The sequence below is a fragment of the Methyloradius palustris genome, assembly GCF_019703875.1.
GTDB lineage: Bacteria > Pseudomonadota > Gammaproteobacteria > Burkholderiales > Methylophilaceae > Methyloradius > Methyloradius palustris.
The window spans coordinates 278,107-293,292 of sequence record NZ_AP024110.1 but is presented as its reverse complement, the minus strand read 5'-3'; the positions used below and the strand labels follow the sequence as shown (position 1 = coordinate 293,292).

General features: G+C 46.6%; 19 protein-coding genes. All 19 read right to left on the bottom strand.

Annotation, left to right across the window (positions count from 1 at the left end):
- Position 1: 1 nt before the first annotated feature.
- The 19 genes from rplE to rpoC all read right to left on the bottom strand — a co-directional run bounded on the left by rplE (position 2) and on the right by rpoC (position 15,185).
- Positions 2-541: a 50S ribosomal protein L5 gene (rplE, locus tag ZMTM_RS01540; protein ID WP_221764594.1), complete on the bottom strand. Its 540-nt coding sequence runs from the start codon at positions 539-541 to the stop codon at positions 2-4.
- A gap of 9 nt (positions 542-550) precedes the next feature.
- Positions 551-868, bottom strand: a complete 318-nt coding sequence (gene rplX / locus ZMTM_RS01535) for a 50S ribosomal protein L24 (RefSeq protein WP_221764593.1) — start codon at positions 866-868, stop codon at positions 551-553.
- Positions 869-878: 10 nt separating this feature from the next.
- On the bottom strand, positions 879-1,247 hold the full coding sequence (rplN, locus tag ZMTM_RS01530) for a 50S ribosomal protein L14 (RefSeq protein WP_221764592.1): 369 nt from the start codon (positions 1,245-1,247) through the stop codon (positions 879-881).
- Between the two features lie 183 nt (positions 1,248-1,430).
- Positions 1,431-1,703, bottom strand: a complete 273-nt coding sequence (gene rpsQ / locus ZMTM_RS01525) for a 30S ribosomal protein S17 (RefSeq protein ID WP_221764591.1) — start codon at positions 1,701-1,703, stop codon at positions 1,431-1,433.
- The gene (rpmC, locus tag ZMTM_RS01520; protein ID WP_221764590.1) at positions 1,700-1,900 is read right to left on the bottom strand and encodes a 50S ribosomal protein L29; all 201 of its coding nucleotides are present in this window, start codon (positions 1,898-1,900) and stop codon (positions 1,700-1,702) included. The genes rpsQ and rpmC overlap by 4 nt, the downstream gene beginning before the upstream one ends.
- 2 nt (positions 1,901-1,902) lie before the next feature.
- A complete protein-coding gene (rplP, locus tag ZMTM_RS01515) occupies positions 1,903-2,319 on the bottom strand; it encodes a 50S ribosomal protein L16 (RefSeq protein ID WP_221764589.1) in 417 nt (138 codons plus the stop codon).
- Positions 2,303-3,016 carry a 30S ribosomal protein S3 gene (gene rpsC, locus ZMTM_RS01510; RefSeq protein WP_221764588.1) on the bottom strand — a complete coding sequence of 238 codons (714 nt, stop codon included), beginning with the start codon at positions 3,014-3,016 and terminating at the stop codon, positions 2,303-2,305. Before rpsC ends, rplP begins: the two co-directional genes overlap by 17 nt.
- Positions 3,017-3,026: 10 nt before the next feature.
- Complete coding sequence (gene rplV, locus ZMTM_RS01505) at positions 3,027-3,356, bottom strand: 50S ribosomal protein L22 (protein ID WP_221764587.1); 330 nt, start codon at positions 3,354-3,356, stop codon at positions 3,027-3,029.
- 10 nt (positions 3,357-3,366) lie between these two features.
- Positions 3,367-3,642, bottom strand: a complete 276-nt coding sequence (gene rpsS / locus ZMTM_RS01500; protein WP_221764586.1) for a 30S ribosomal protein S19 — start codon at positions 3,640-3,642, stop codon at positions 3,367-3,369.
- Positions 3,643-3,647: 5 nt separating this feature from the next.
- Positions 3,648-4,481 carry a 50S ribosomal protein L2 gene (gene rplB / locus ZMTM_RS01495; RefSeq protein WP_221764585.1) on the bottom strand — a complete coding sequence of 278 codons (834 nt, stop codon included), beginning with the start codon at positions 4,479-4,481 and terminating at the stop codon, positions 3,648-3,650.
- Between the two features lie 8 nt (positions 4,482-4,489).
- Entirely contained in the window at positions 4,490-4,801 is a 312-nt protein-coding gene (gene rplW / locus ZMTM_RS01490) for a 50S ribosomal protein L23 (protein WP_221764584.1), read from the bottom strand.
- Positions 4,798-5,424, bottom strand: a complete 627-nt coding sequence (gene rplD, locus ZMTM_RS01485) for a 50S ribosomal protein L4 (RefSeq protein WP_221764583.1) — start codon at positions 5,422-5,424, stop codon at positions 4,798-4,800. Before rplD ends, rplW begins: the two co-directional genes overlap by 4 nt.
- The gene (gene rplC, locus ZMTM_RS01480; RefSeq protein ID WP_221764582.1) at positions 5,424-6,080 is read right to left on the bottom strand and encodes a 50S ribosomal protein L3; all 657 of its coding nucleotides are present in this window, start codon (positions 6,078-6,080) and stop codon (positions 5,424-5,426) included. Before rplC ends, rplD begins: the two co-directional genes overlap by 1 nt.
- Positions 6,081-6,201: 121 nt before the next feature.
- A complete protein-coding gene (rpsJ, locus tag ZMTM_RS01475; protein WP_221764581.1) occupies positions 6,202-6,510 on the bottom strand; it encodes a 30S ribosomal protein S10 in 309 nt (102 codons plus the stop codon).
- An 81-nt stretch (positions 6,511-6,591) separates the two neighbouring features.
- On the bottom strand, positions 6,592-7,782 hold the full coding sequence (tuf, locus tag ZMTM_RS01470) for an elongation factor Tu (RefSeq protein WP_221764568.1): 1,191 nt from the start codon (positions 7,780-7,782) through the stop codon (positions 6,592-6,594).
- Between the two features lie 54 nt (positions 7,783-7,836).
- Positions 7,837-9,927, bottom strand: coding sequence for an elongation factor G (fusA, locus tag ZMTM_RS01465; RefSeq protein WP_221764580.1), 2,091 nt, complete (start codon positions 9,925-9,927; stop codon positions 7,837-7,839).
- A 27-nt stretch (positions 9,928-9,954) separates the two neighbouring features.
- On the bottom strand, positions 9,955-10,425 hold the full coding sequence (gene rpsG / locus ZMTM_RS01460) for a 30S ribosomal protein S7 (RefSeq protein ID WP_221764579.1): 471 nt from the start codon (positions 10,423-10,425) through the stop codon (positions 9,955-9,957).
- 35 nt (positions 10,426-10,460) lie between these two features.
- Positions 10,461-10,838, bottom strand: coding sequence for a 30S ribosomal protein S12 (gene rpsL / locus ZMTM_RS01455; protein ID WP_221764578.1), 378 nt, complete (start codon positions 10,836-10,838; stop codon positions 10,461-10,463).
- A gap of 111 nt (positions 10,839-10,949) precedes the next feature.
- Positions 10,950-15,185: a DNA-directed RNA polymerase subunit beta' gene (gene rpoC, locus ZMTM_RS01450; RefSeq protein WP_221764577.1), complete on the bottom strand. Its 4,236-nt coding sequence runs from the start codon at positions 15,183-15,185 to the stop codon at positions 10,950-10,952.
- Position 15,186: the final 1 nt, after the last annotated feature.

Sequence of the window (15,186 nt, the reverse complement as noted above, 5' to 3'; positions counted from 1 at the left end):
CTCAGTTCCTAAACGGGAAACTAAACGCAGCAAGCAAAGCACGGGCTTCTTCGTCAGTTTTAGCGGTAGTTGTAATAGTGATATTCATCCCACGCAATACATCAATCTTGTCGTATTCGATTTCAGGGAAAATAATCTGCTCTTTTACACCCATGTTGTAATTGCCGCGCCCATCAAAAGACTTAGCGGAAATACCACGGAAGTCACGAATACGTGGAATAGCCACTGTTACCAGCCTGTCCAAGAACTCGTACATACGTTCACGACGTAATGTCACCTTGCAACCTACAGGATAATCATCACGAATCTTAAATGCAGCGATAGACTTCTTAGCCTTGGTTACAATTGCTTTTTGACCAGCAATCTTTTCCATATCACCAACTGCATTTTCCATTACTTTCTTATCAGCAACCGCTTCGCCAACACCCATGTTCAGGGTAATTTTTTCAATACGTGGCACTTGCATTACTGATGTGTAACCAAACTGCTCAGTCAAATTCTTGACCACAGTTTCATTATAAAAATCTTTTAAACGAGCCATGATTAGTCCTTAAGCGTCAACAACTTCATCGCTTGATTTGAACACGCGAACTTTGCGTCCATCATCTAGCGTTTTGAAGCCTACGCGGTCACCTTTTTGGGTGGCACGGTTAAACAAAGCAACATTAGAAACATCAACAGGCATTTCTTTATTGATAATGCCGCCAGTTACACCCTTCATAGGGTTTGGCTTAGCATGTTTCTTAACAACGTTGACACCCTCAACCAATACATGGCCAGTTTCTAGTACACGCAACACGGTGCCGCGCTTACCTTTATCTTTACCAGTATTGAGGACGACTTCATCGCCCTTGCGAATCTTACTCATCTAAAGCTCCTTACAATACTTCAGGGGCCAAAGAAACGATCTTCATGAAACGCTCGCCGCGAAGCTCACGTGTCACTGGCCCGAAAATACGGGTACCAATCGGTTCTAGCTTATTGTTTAACAAGACTGCTGCGTTGCCGTCGAACTTAACCAAAGAGCCGTCTGGACGACGAACACCTTTTACAGTACGAACAACAACTGCGCTATAGACTTCGCCTTTTTTAACGCGGCCACGTGGAGCAGCATCTTTAATAGTCACTTTAATGACATCACCGATACCAGCGTAGCGACGCTTTGAGCCACCCAACACCTTAATGCACATAACAGAACGCGCACCAGTATTGTCGGCAACATCTAGCCGAGATTGCATTTGAATCATGAGAATAATCTCCAACTTAATCCGTTAAACCAACACCAGCCGTTATAAATACGGCCGATAGACCACGGTCAGTATTGGGGCGCCAGCTTTATTTGCTTTCAACTAATTACTAGAACCAGTCAATTACAAGGGCGCCGAAAAGTCCAATATTATAATTGCATTAAACCAACAACGCAATGCTTATTAGATAACACGTGCTTTTTCTACGATCTTGCTTACACGCCAAGTTTTGGTCTTTGAAAGCGGACGGCTTTCTTCAATAACAACCAAATCACCTTCTTTGCATTCGTTTGTTTCGTCATGCGCATGAAACTTATTAGAACGACGCACAACCTTACCGATCAATGGGTGTTTTACTTTACGCTCAACAAGCACTGTGACGGTTTTATCCATCTTGTCACTGACAACACGTCCGCTCAACGAGCGTACGACTTTAGCTGTTTGATTTTCACTCATTTGGCTTGTTCCTTGGATTTTTCAGCAAGCACAGTACGTACACGAGCGATATCGCGACGAGTCTTCTTTACTTGATCCACTTTGTTTAGTTGCTGTGTAGCCAATTGCATACGAAGAGAAAATTGCGCACGGCGCAACTCAATCAATTCGCCATTCAATTCATCTACAGACTTATTTCTTAATTCGGTTGCTTTCATGTTCAGCTCCCAATATGACGGGTAGTGAAAGTAGTTTCGATTGGCAATTTCGCAGCTGCCAAACGGAACGCTTCACGCGCAAGCTCTTCGCTCACGCCGTCCATTTCATATAACATTTTTCCTGGCTGGATCTGAGCAACGTAGTACTCGGTACTACCTTTACCATTACCCATACGCACTTCAGCTGGCTTCTTAGAAATCGGCTGATCAGGAAAAATACGAATCCAGATACGACCACCACGCTTGATGTGACGTGTCATCACACGACGCGCAGCTTCGATTTGGCGCGCAGTCAAACGACCACGCCCAATCGCTTTAAGGCCGTATTCACCAAAACTTACTTTGTTGCCGGTTGTTGCAATGCCTTTGTTACGGCCCTTTTGCATCTTCCGATATTTTTGTCTAGCTGGCTGCAGCATTTTTCGCCCCTGGCTTTCTTACTTTCTTTTCCGGCTCGGCGGCAGCAACAGCAGGCAATTCAGCCTTGTTACCAAACACTTCACCCTTAAATACCCAAACTTTGATACCAATAATACCGTAGGTGGTTTTAGCTTCAGCTACGCCATAATCAATATCAGCACGGAGTGTATGCAATGGCACACGGCCTTCGCGATACCATTCTGTACGAGCGATTTCAATACCGTTCAAACGGCCTGCGCTCATGATCTTGATACCTTGCGCACCTAAACGCATTGCATTTTGCATTGCACGCTTCATTGCACGACGGAACATCACACGCTTTTCAAGCTGTTGAGCAATACTTTCAGCGATCAACGTTGCATCGATTTCAGGCTTGCGCACTTCTTCGATGTTCAGATGTACTGGCACACCCATCAAACCTTGCAGAGTTGAGCGTAAAGACTCGATGTCTTCACCCTTCTTACCAATCACAATGCCAGGACGCGCACTGTAAATCGTAATTTTTGCATTCTTGGCAGGACGCTCAATAATGATCTTGCTTACTGCGGCATGTGAAAGCTTCTTCTTAAGAAACTCGCGAACCTTGATATCGCCATTCAGCATTGCCGGGAAATTTTTACTATTGGCATACCAACGTGATGACCAGTTTTTCTGGACACTCAGACGGAAACCAAACGGATGTATTTTTTGACCCATATCGATTCCTTTAGTTACCGACTGTCACAGTGATGTGACTGGTTGGTTTAATAATCTTGCCTGCGCGACCTTTAGCACGAGCACGAATACGCTTGAGGACAACACCTTTATCAACATAAATTGAAAGCACTTTCAACTCATCGATATCAGCACCTTCATTATGCTCGGCATTAGCAATCGCTGATTCAACAACCTTCTTGATAATCTCAGCACCTTTGGTAGGTGAGAAATTCAGAATATTCAGCGCGTAATCAACTTTCTTACCACGCACCAAATCGGCGACCAGACGTGCTTTCTGCGGAGACAGATGAACACCTTTTAATACTGCAGATACTTTCATCGTCATACTCCTACTTCTTAGCCTTCTTGTCGGCTGCATGACCCTTAAAAGTACGAGTCAAAGCAAATTCGCCGAGTTTGTGGCCAACCATGTTTTCTGAAATCAGCACTGGAATGTGCTGCTTACCGTTGTGAATCGCGATCGTCAAACCGATAAAATCAGGCAAAATGGTAGAACGGCGTGACCAAGTCTTAATTGGTTTGCGATCTCTCGCTGCAGCAGCAACTTCTACTTTTTTAGCCAAGTGACCATCGATAAATGGACCTTTTTTAACTGAACGTGCCATATTGATTACCTCTTATTCGCAGGACGACGAGCAACACGCATGTTATCTGTGCGCTTGTTGCGACGTGTACGATAACCCTTGGTTGGCGTACCCCATGGGCTAACTGGATTCATACCAGCAGCAGTCTTACCTTCACCACCACCGTGCGGGTGATCTACTGGGTTCATTACCACACCGCGAACGGTTGGACGAACACCACGCCAGCGCATCGCACCAGCTTTACCGATTGAGCGCAATGAATGCTCTTCATTACCCACTTCACCGATGGTTGCTTTGCAATCCACATGTACGCGACGCACTTCACCAGAACGCAAACGCAATTGAGCGTAGCTGCCTTCACGTGCTAACAGCTGCACTGAAGTACCTGCTGAACGAGCAACTTGCGCACCTTTACCAGGCTGCAACTCGATACAATGAATAGTGCTACCCACTGGGATGTTACGTAACGGCAATGCGTTACCTGCCTTGATAGGCGCATCAGAACCACTTACCAGTTGCGCACCAGCGGCAACGCCACGTGGAGCAATGATGTAACGACGCTCACCATCCGCATAAACCAACAATGCAATGTGTGCGCTGCGGTTTGGATCGTATTCAATATGCTCAACTTTAGCTGGAATACCATCTTTATTGCGGCGGAAATCCACCAGACGATAATGCTGCTTATGACCACCGCCTTGATGGCGAATGGTAATGTGACCATTGTGATTACGGCCAGCCTTTTTGCTTTGCTTTTCCAGCAAAGGCGCATGTGGCTTACCTTTATATAAATCAGGTGTTACAACTTTCACTACGGCGCGACGGCCAGGTGAAGTTGGCTTTACTTTAACTAGTGCCATGATTTCTCCTATTCGCCCGCTGCAAAGTTAATTTCTTGACCTGGCTTCAAGCTTACATAAGCTTTCTTCCAGTCCTTACGGCGACCCAATACACGGCCCGCACGTTTAACCTTACCCTTCACGTTCGCAACGGTAACGGCTTCAACTTCAACCTTAAATACCAACTCAACGGCCGCCTTAATTTCTGGCTTTGTTGCATCAGTACGCACCTTGAATGCGATTTGCTGATTTTTGTCAGCAATACGAGTGGCTTTTTCTGTAATTTGTGGAGCAAGAATGACTTGCAACAAACGATCTTGACTTGCTGTTAATGCGCTCATGCTAGCAACTCCTCAAGTTTCTTAACTGCACCTGTGGTTGCAATCACATTAGGGAAACGAACAAGGCTGACTGGATCAACATATTGCGCTTCAATCACTAACACATTGGTCAGGTTACGTGATGATAGGTAAAGATTTTCATCAAAACCATCCACCAGGACCAATACGCCATCTGTGTAGCCAAAACCCTTGATTTTCTCAACCAGTAATTTTGTCTTTGGTGATTCAACACTGAATTCGGCAACCACGCTCAAACGTTCCTGACGAACCAACTCAGAAAGGATAGAACGTAAACCAGCACGGTAAACCTTACGGTTTACTTTATGGCTGAAATTTTCATCTGGGCTATTAGGGAAAGCGCGACCGCCTCCACGCCAGATTGGGCTAGAACTCATACCAGCACGTGCACGACCAGTACCTTTTTGATTCCATGGCTTGTGTGTCGTGTGGCTTACATTGCCACGACCCAACTGGGCACGTGTAGCTGTACGAGCATTTGCTTGATAAGCAACAACAACTTGATGGACTAGCGCTTCATTGAATTCACGACCAAACGTGATTTCTGAAACTTCTAAACCACTTTTAGCTGGCTTACCGTTTTGATCAATTAATTTGAGTTCCATTATGCACCTGCCTTAACGCGGACTTTAACAGCAGGACGTACAACAACGTCGCCACCCTTAGAGCCTGGAATTGCACCTTTAATCAACAAAAGGTTACGCTCAACATCAACGCGTATTATTTGCAGATTTTGCACAGTGGTTTTGATTGCGCCCAAATGGCCAGGCATACGCTTACCAGGGAATACACGACCTGGATCTTGCGCCATACCGATAGACCCAGGCACATTGTGTGACTTGGAGTTACCATGAGATGCACGATTTGAACTGAAGTTGTGACGCTTGATAGCGCCTGCGAAACCCTTACCAATAGATGTACCAGTCACGTCAACAATTTGACCTTCTTGGAACAATTCTACGGTTAATTGGGCACCAGCTGCATAGTTAACAGCTTCGCCTTCAGAAACTGGGAATTCTTGAATACCTGAACCAGCCACAGCGCCAGCCTTGGCATAATGCCCGGCAAGTGCTTTAGTGACACGGCTCGCACGGCGTGTGCCATGCGCGAGTTGAAGGCCAGAGTAGCCGTCAGTTGCAAGTGTTTTCACCTGCGTCACGCGGTTAGGTACAACCTCAAGCACGGTTACTGGAATGCTTTCGCCTTCATCAGTAAAAATGCGGGTCATGCCCACCTTGCGACCAATAAGCCCTAAGCTCATGATCATTTCCTTATAATAATTAAAGGGTCGATTACAATTGACCGACCTGTTTTCATACGAGGGGCGGATTATACCGAACACTCATTACTTTTACAACTAGACTTTCAGTACAACTTACTAATTACAACTTAATTTCTACATCCACGCCTGCTGGAAGATCAAGCTTCATCAACGCATCAACTGTTTTATCTGTAGGATCAACGATGTCCATTAAACGTAAATGGGTACGAATCTCGAACTGGTCACGTGAAGTTTTGTTCACGTGTGGTGAACGCAGAATGTCAAAACGTTCAATACGTGTTGGCAATGGGATCGGGCCCTTTACAACAGCGCCTGTACGCTTTGCAGTTTCTACGATTTCCAAAGCTGACTGATCGATCAAACGATAGTCAAATGCTTTGAGGCGAATACGAATTTTCTGAGCTGCCATTTTTATTTCCTTAAAGAGCGATTTACCAAAGAACGAAACGGCAGGGGTTAAAAACCACCTGCCGTTTTAAATTACTACAAATTATTCAATAATCTTAGCGACGACACCAGCACCAACGGTACGACCACCTTCACGAATCGCGAAGCGTAAGCCGTCTTCCATGGCGATAGGGGCAATCAATGCAACAGTGATGGACACGTTATCACCTGGCATCACCATTTCAGTACCTGCTGGCAATTCAACTGCGCCAGTCACGTCTGTCGTACGGAAGTAGAACTGAGGGCGGTAACCATTGAAGAATGGGGTATGACGACCACCTTCATCTTTACCTAACACATAGATCTCAGCTGCGAACTTGGTGTGTGGCTTGATTGAACCTGATTTAGCCAATACTTGGCCACGTTCAACTTCTTCACGCTTGGTACCGCGTAGCAGAACACCTACGTTGTCACCTGCTTGACCTTGGTCTAGCAGTTTGCGGAACATTTCAACACCAGTACAGGTGGTTTTGAGGGTTGGTTTGATACCAACGATTTCAATTTCATCACCGACTTTAACAATGCCACGCTCAATACGGCCAGTCACTACAGTGCCGCGACCTGAGATTGAGAATACGTCTTCTACTGGCATCAGGAAGGTGCCGTCAATAGCACGTTCTGGCGTAGGGATGTAGGTATCTAATGCTTCAGCCAATTTCAGGATGGCTGGTTCGCCGATTTCTGATTGGTCACCTTCAAGGGCGAGCTTGGCTGAACCGTGAATGATTGGGGTATCGTCACCTGGGAATTCATACTTGTCCAGAAGCTCACGTACTTCCATTTCGACCAACTCTAACAATTCTGCGTCATCAACCATGTCTGCCTTGTTCAGGAAGACTACGATGTATGGAACACCAACCTGGCGTGCCAAGAGGATGTGTTCGCGGGTTTGTGGCATTGGGCCGTCAGCAGCTGAACATACTAGAATTGCGCCGTCCATTTGAGCAGCGCCAGTGATCATGTTTTTTACATAGTCAGCGTGGCCTGGGCAGTCTACGTGTGCGTAGTGGCGGTTAGCAGTTTCATATTCAACGTGGGCGGTATTAATAGTAATACCACGTGCTTTTTCTTCTGGAGCTGCATCGATCTGGTCGTATGCCTTGGCTTCGCCACCAAATTTCTTTGACAGAATGGTGGTGATCGCTGCTGTTAATGTGGTCTTGCCATGGTCAACGTGTCCAATCGTACCTACGTTAACGTGCGGCTTTGTCCGCTCAAATTTACCTTTTGCCATGTTCTTTTTCCTTTATCTATCTAACTTAATTCAACAGAATATATAAGTTTAATGTTATTTCTTGTTAATGATGGCTTCTGCCACGTTTCTCGGTGCTTCTGAGTAATGCTTGAATTCCATGCTATAGCTTGCACGACCTTGTGACAACGAACGCACAACGGTTGAGTAACCAAACATCTCAGCCAATGGCACTTCAGCACGAATCACCTTGCCAGTTGCATTGTCATCCATGCCTTGGATCATGCCACGACGTGAAGACAAGTCACCCATCACATCACCCATGTAGTCTTCAGGCGTTTCCACTTCTACGGCCATCATAGGCTCAAGCAGAATTGGATCCGCCTTGCGCATACCATCCTTGAAGCCAATCGAAGCCGCCATCTTAAAGGCGTTTTCGTTCGAGTCAACGTCATGGTAAGAACCGTCAAAAAGCGTCACTTTTACATCAACCACTGGGAAGCCAGCCAAGATACCGCTAGGAATCGTTTCCCTCAAACCCTTTTCAACAGCAGGGATGAATTCACGTGGAACAGTACCACCCTTGATTTGGTCGATGAATTCAAAGCCCTTACCTGGCTCGTTCGGCTCCATCATCAACCAAACGTGGCCATACTGACCCTTGCCACCAGATTGCTTAACGAACTTGCCTTCAACTTCAACCTTCTTCTTAATCGCTTCACGGTAAGCCACTTGAGGCGCACCAACGTTTGCCTCAACGCCAAACTCGCGTTTCATACGATCAACTAGAATTTCAAGGTGCAACTCACCCATACCAGAAATAATGGTCTGGTTGGTTTCTTCATCAGTCTTCACACGGAACGAAGGATCTTCTTGTGCCAAGCGATTGAGTGCAACACCCATCTTCTCTTGGTCAGCCTTGGTCTTAGGTTCAACAGCCACATGAATCACCGGCTCAGGGAATATCATGCGCTCAAGAATGATTTCTTCATTCAGACCACACAAGGTATCACCAGTAGTTACATCCTTAAGACCAACTGCAGCAGCGATATCACCCGCACGAACTTCTTCTAGAGGCTCACGTGTGTTCGCATGCATTTGCACAATACGGCCAATACGCTCTTTTTTGCCTTTAATTGCGTTGTAAACACTGTCGCCAGCTTTAACAACACCCGAGTAAACGCGGAAGAAAATCAGTTGCCCAACAAATGGGTCAGTCATGATCTTGAATGCTAATGCAGCAAACTTTTCATCATCAGCAGCCTTAAGACGAATTTCTTCGCCCTTGCCGTTTTGCGCTTTAGTTGGAGGAATATCGGTTGGTGCTGGCATCAACTCAATGACTTTGTCCAACATCGCCTGCACGCCCTTGTTTTTGAAAGCCGAACCACACATCATCGGCACAATTTCAAACGCAATGGTACGCTGACGAAGACCTGCCAGAATTTCCTCTTCAGAAAGATTACCTTCTTCAAGGTACTTATTCATCAACTCTTCATTGGCTTCAGCAGCGGCTTCAATCATGTTCTCGCGCCACTTATCGCATTCAGCCTTCATCTCTTCAGGAATTTCGCGATAGTCGAACTTCATGCCTTGAGACGAATCATCCCAGTACACTGCTTTCATCTTGATTAGATCGACAACACCTTCGAATTTTTCTTCAGCGCCAATCGGCAATTGCAATGGAATTGGGTTTGCTTTTAGACGTGTACGCATCTGATCGTAAACTTTCAAGAAGTTTGCACCAGCGCGGTCCATCTTGTTTACGAATGCCAGACGCGGCACTTTGTACTTGTTGGCTTGACGCCATACAGTTTCAGATTGCGGTTGCACGCCACCCACAGCACAATAGACCATACAGGCGCCATCCAAGACGCGCATAGAACGCTCAACTTCAATAGTGAAGTCAACGTGACCTGGGGTATCAATAATGTTGATACGATGCTGTTCAAACTGGCCAGCCATACCCTTCCAGAAACAGGTAGTAGCAGCTGAAGTAATGGTAATACCGCGCTCTTGCTCTTGCTCCATCCAGTCCATGGTGGCAGCGCCATCATGCACTTCACCGATTTTATGGTTTACGCCAGTATAGAAAAGAATACGTTCAGTTGTCGTCGTTTTACCGGCGTCAATGTGCGCACTGATACCAATATTACGATAGCGTTCGATGGGAGTTATACGAGCCACAAGAATTACCTTTTACTTAAAATTTGATTAGAAGCGGAAATGCGAGAATGCTTTGTTGGCTTCAGCCATACGGTGCACTTCTTCACGCTTCTTCATTGCAGAGCCACGGCCTTCAGATGCTTCAACCAGCTCAGCAGCCAAACGCAGACCCATAGATTTTTCACCACGCTTACGGGCAGCATCACGCAACCAACGCATCGCCAAAGCACTACGACGGCTTGGACGCACTTCAACTGGCACTTGATAGTTAGCACCACCTACACGGCGGCTCTTAACTTCAACGACTGGGCGAAGATTGCTGATCGCCAAAGTGAACACTTCAAGCGCATCTTTGCCGCTCTTGGTAGACACTTGGTCAAATGCACCGTACAAAATACGCTCAGCAACTGACTTCTTACCGCCAGTCATCAGCACATTGATGAATTTCGATACTTCTTGGCTTCCAAATTTTGGATCCGGCAAAATATCGCGCTTGGGGACTTCTCTACGTCTTGGCATGACTTTCTCGATTCTTTAACTATATAGAGCTGCTATTAAGCAGCTTTAGGACGCTTAGCGCCGTATTTAGAACGTGACTGCTTACGATCTTTCACGCCAGCAGTATCCAAGCTACCGCGTACCATGTGGTAACGAACGCCTGGTAAATCCTTTACACGACCACCGCGCAATAGCACAACAGAGTGCTCCTGCAGGTTGTGGCCTTCACCACCGATGTAACTAATTACTTCGTAACCATTAGTCAAACGTACTTTAGCGACTTTACGCAAAGCAGAATTTGGCTTTTTAGGCGTGGTTGTGTAAACACGTGTACATACACCACGTTTTTGTGGTGAACTTTCAAGCGCTGGTACTTTGCTCTTGGTGACTACTTTTTGGCGCGGCTTGCGCACTAACTGATTGGTGGTTGGCATAACCTTTAGCCTTTATATTTTAACCGCTAAAAATTACGGGATGACGAAGTCGCCATCCCGGAAAACTCAGCATTCTATTAAGCGTTACATGTATTGTCAAGCTAACTGTTGCTAAGCAACTTCAGCATCACCCGTTGTTTCTATTACTGGCGCCACTTCTGGCTCGGCTGCTTCAATGACTGAAGGTGCTGCATCTGTGCCTGCCGCTTGACGTCTACGCGTCTCGTGGTAAGCAAGTCCAGTACCGGCAGGAATCAAACGACCGACAATTACGTTTTCTTTCAGGCCACGCAATTCATCACGTTTGCCCAGAATTGCAGCTTCGGTAAGAACACGCGTTGTTTCCTGGAAGGATGCGGCAGAGATGAACGAATCTGTTGAGAGTGAAGCCTTGGTAATACCCAGCAACACATACTCAAAACTTGCAGGACGCTTGTTGATAGCCGTCACGCGTTCATTTTCTGCCAACAGGTCTGCGCGCTCAACTTGCTCGCCCAGGATAAAGTTGGTTTCACCCGCATCTGACACACGTACACGACGTAGCATTTGACGCACGATCACTTCAATGTGCTTATCGTTGATCTTCACACCTTGTAAGCGATAAACGTCTTGTACTTCATCAATGATGTAGCGTGCTAATGCTTCACGGCCTTGCAAACGCAGAATATCTTGTGGGTCGGCTGGGCCGTCCACAATGCTTTCGCCCTTGGTAACCACTTGGCCATCATGTGCAGTCACGTGCTTATCTTTAGGAATCAGATATTCATGGGTAATGCCATCAAGATCTGTAAAGACCAGACGTTGCTTACCCTTGGTATCTTTACCGAAAGATACAGTACCCGTCACTTCAGCCAGCAAGCCAGCATCTTTCGGTGAGCGAGCTTCAAACAATTCAGCTACACGTGGCAGACCACCAGTAATATCGCGGGTCTTAGAAGATTCTTGTGGGATACGTGCAAGCACTTCACCCACACCAACCTCTTGACCATCTTTCACTGTAATGATGCAACCCAGTTGGAAGGTAATGTTCACTGGTGTTTCGCCACCAGAAACCTTCACCTCCACGCCATTTGCATCCAACAATTTAACTTGCGGACGCAGGCCCTTGGATTGACCAGCACGTTGCTTAGGATCAATAACGACTAGTGATGACAAACCAGTTACATCATCAATCTGCTTCGCAACAGTGATGCCTTCTTCCACGTTTTCGAACTTAATCTTACCTGCATATTCGGTAATGATTGGACGGGTATGTGGATCCCATGTTGCCAATGCCTGGCCTGCCTTAACGGTTTTGCCGTCAAGCAATTGCAAGGTTGCGCCGTAAGGTACTTTATGACGCTCACGCTCACGACCATTTTCGTCCTGAATCATGGCTTCACCATTACGTGAAATCACCACTTGTTCATTGCGCGCATTGGTTACATAACGCATGGTTGATGTAAATCGCACAACACCGTTTGATTTACCTTCAACCTGGCTAATAGAAGCCGCGCGCGATACCGCACCACCGATGTGGAAGGTACGCATGGTCAACTGTGTGCCTGGCTCACCGATGGATTGCGCAGCAATCACACCAACAGCCTCGCCCATGTTAATCAGTCTGCCACGGCCCAAATCTCGGCCATAACATTTAGCGCAAATACCGTAGCGTGTATCGCAAGTCAGCGCAGTACGCACTTTGACTTCATCAATACCTAACGCATCAATATTTTCAACTTCATCTTCAGTCAATAACGTACCTGCTGGATAAACCACTTCCTGCGTTTCAGGGTTAACCAAATCAATCGCTGTTACACGACCTAAAATACGGTCATGCAATGGCTCGATGACTTCACCACCCTTAACTAAGGCCTTGGTAACCAAGCCGTCTATCGTGCCGCAATCATGCTCGGTCACGACCAAATCTTGGGTAACGTCAACCAGACGGCGTGTCAGGTAACCAGAGTTAGCTGTCTTCAACGCAGTATCTGCCAAGCCCTTACGTGCACCGTGGGTTGAAATAAAGTATTGCAACACGTTCAGACCATCACGGAAGTTCGCAGTAATCGGCGTTTCAATGATAGAACCATCTGGTTTCGCCATCAGACCGCGCATACCTGCCAACTGACGTACCTGAGCGGCTGAACCGCGGGCACCAGAGTCGGCCATCATGTAAATGGCGTTAAATGACTCTTGTTTGATGACTTTACCTGATGCATCTTTAGTTACATTGCCATCGGCATCGAGTACTGGCTCTTCACGCAATTGTTTCATCATGGCGTCAGCGACTTTATCGCCAGCACGACCCCAGATATCCACTACCTTGTTATAGCGTTCGCCTTGCGTTACCAGACCTGAAACATACTGGTTTTCAATTTCTTTCACTTCAGCTTCAGCAGAAGCAATCAATTGCTCTTTCTCTGGTGGCACCAACATATCGTTGATGCTGATAGAGATACCAGCACGTGTCGCATAGGTGTAACCCATGGTCATTAGCTTATCAGCCAGAATAACTGTTTCGCGAATGCCAACCTTACGGAAGCCAGCATTAATCAGCTTAGAGATTTCTTTTTTCTTCAACGCACGGTCAATAGTGCTGAAAGGCAAGCCTGCTGGCAGAATTTCTGACAACAATGCACGACCAACTGTCGTTTCATAACGGTTGATTTTCTCGTGCTTGTCGCCGTTCAGGTCAACTTCGTATTCCTTGATACGTACAGTCACCTTGGCATGCAAATCAATCAAGCCTGCGTCATAGACACGTTGCACTTCGTTAACGTTAGCAAAGCGCATGCCTTCGCCACGTGCGTTAACCTTCTCACGCGTCATATAGTACAGACCCAACACGATATCCTGTGAAGGCACGATAATAGGCTCGCCGTTAGCTGGTGATAGCACGTTGTTTGATGCAAGCATCAAGGTACGTGCTTCCATTTGCGCCTCAAGGCTCAATGGAACGTGTACAGCCATTTGGTCACCGTCAAAGTCGGCGTTGAACGCAGCGCAAACTAATGGGTGAAGCTGAATAGCTTTACCTTCGATCAATACTGGCTCGAAAGCTTGGATACCTAAACGGTGCAAAGTAGGCGCACGGTTAAGCAGTACTGGATGCTCGCGAATCACGTCTTCCAGGATATCCCAGACTTCTGGGCCTTCCTCTTCAACCTTCTTCTTAGCCGCTTTAATGGTGGTAGCAAGCCCTAATACTTCGAGCTTGTGGAAAATGAATGGCTTGAACAATTCAAGCGCCATTTTCTTAGGCAGACCGCACTGATGCAATTTCAGTTGTGGGCCAACCACAATCACTGAACGACCAGAGTAATCCACACGCTTACCAAGCAAGTTCTGACGGAAACGACCGCCCTTACCCTTAATCATATCAGCCAGTGATTTCAGCGGACGCTTGTTGGCGCCAGTCATTACTTTACCGCGACGGCCATTATCCAGCAGTGAATCGACTGCTTCCTGCAACATACGTTTTTCGTTACGTACGATGATTTCAGGTGCTTTCAATTCCAACAGACGTTTCAGACGGTTGTTACGGTTAATAACGCGACGATATAAATCGTTCAAATCAGAAGTTGCAAAGCGACCGCCATCCAGTGGCACCAATGGGCGCAACTCTGGTGGCAATACTGGCAATACTTCCAGGATCATCCACTCTGGCTTGATGCCAGATTTTTGGAATGCTTCCAGCACTTTCAGGCGCTTGGAGATCTTCTTGATCTTGGCTTCTGAACCAGTTTCAGTGATTTCGCGACGCTGTCTTTCGATTTCTGAATGGACGTCCATGGTACGCAGTAATTCGCGTACAGCTTCAGCACCCATCACGGCATTGAATTCGTCACCGTATTCTTCAACTTTGGCTAGGTAATCATCTTCTGTCAGCAATTGACCGCGGGTTAGCGGGGTCATGCCTGGATCGATCACGATATATGCTTCAAAGTAGAGAACGCGCTCAATATCGCGCAGTGCAATATCCAGCACCATGCCCAGACGGCTAGGCAAGCTCTTCAAGAACCAGATATGGGCAACAGGTGAAGCCAGTTCAATGTGCGCCATGCGCTCACGACGGACTTTAGACAGCGTCACTTCTACGCCGCATTTTTCGCAGATCACACCGCGATGCTTGAGACGTTTGTATTTACCGCACAGGCACTCGTAATCTTTTATAGGGCCAAAAATCTTGGCGCAGAACAAACCATCACGCTCAGGCTTGAACGTACGGTAGTTAATGGTTTCTGGCTTTTTGACTTCGCCATAAGACCATGAACGGATTTTTTCAGGAGAAGCCAATGCAATCTTAATTGCATCAAACTCTTCTTCTTGCGTTACCTGCTTAAATAAGTCTAATAGAGCTTTCATG

Coding starts and splice junctions, on each gene's coding strand:
- rplE (WP_221764594.1), bottom strand. CDS start 541: ATGGCTCGTTTAAAAGATTTTTATAATGAAACTGTGGTCAAGAATTTG.
- rplX (WP_221764593.1), bottom strand. CDS start 868: ATGAGTAAGATTCGCAAGGGCGATGAAGTCGTCCTCAATACTGGTAAA.
- rplN (WP_221764592.1), bottom strand. CDS start 1,247: ATGATTCAAATGCAATCTCGGCTAGATGTTGCCGACAATACTGGTGCG.
- rpsQ (WP_221764591.1), bottom strand. CDS start 1,703: ATGAGTGAAAATCAAACAGCTAAAGTCGTACGCTCGTTGAGCGGACGT.
- rpmC (WP_221764590.1), bottom strand. CDS start 1,900: ATGAAAGCAACCGAATTAAGAAATAAGTCTGTAGATGAATTGAATGGC.
- rplP (WP_221764589.1), bottom strand. CDS start 2,319: ATGCTGCAGCCAGCTAGACAAAAATATCGGAAGATGCAAAAGGGCCGT.
- rpsC (WP_221764588.1), bottom strand. CDS start 3,016: ATGGGTCAAAAAATACATCCGTTTGGTTTCCGTCTGAGTGTCCAGAAA.
- rplV (WP_221764587.1), bottom strand. CDS start 3,356: ATGAAAGTATCTGCAGTATTAAAAGGTGTTCATCTGTCTCCGCAGAAA.
- rpsS (WP_221764586.1), bottom strand. CDS start 3,642: ATGGCACGTTCAGTTAAAAAAGGTCCATTTATCGATGGTCACTTGGCT.
- rplB (WP_221764585.1), bottom strand. CDS start 4,481: ATGGCACTAGTTAAAGTAAAGCCAACTTCACCTGGCCGTCGCGCCGTA.
- rplW (WP_221764584.1), bottom strand. CDS start 4,801: ATGAGCGCATTAACAGCAAGTCAAGATCGTTTGTTGCAAGTCATTCTT.
- rplD (WP_221764583.1), bottom strand. CDS start 5,424: ATGGAACTCAAATTAATTGATCAAAACGGTAAGCCAGCTAAAAGTGGT.
- rplC (WP_221764582.1), bottom strand. CDS start 6,080: ATGAGCTTAGGGCTTATTGGTCGCAAGGTGGGCATGACCCGCATTTTT.
- rpsJ (WP_221764581.1), bottom strand. CDS start 6,510: ATGGCAGCTCAGAAAATTCGTATTCGCCTCAAAGCATTTGACTATCGT.
- tuf (WP_221764568.1), bottom strand. CDS start 7,782: ATGGCAAAAGGTAAATTTGAGCGGACAAAGCCGCACGTTAACGTAGGT.
- rpsG (WP_221764579.1), bottom strand. CDS start 10,425: ATGCCAAGACGTAGAGAAGTCCCCAAGCGCGATATTTTGCCGGATCCA.
- rpsL (WP_221764578.1), bottom strand. CDS start 10,838: ATGCCAACCACCAATCAGTTAGTGCGCAAGCCGCGCCAAAAAGTAGTC.
- rpoC (WP_221764577.1), bottom strand. CDS start 15,185: ATGAAAGCTCTATTAGACTTATTTAAGCAGGTAACGCAAGAAGAAGAG.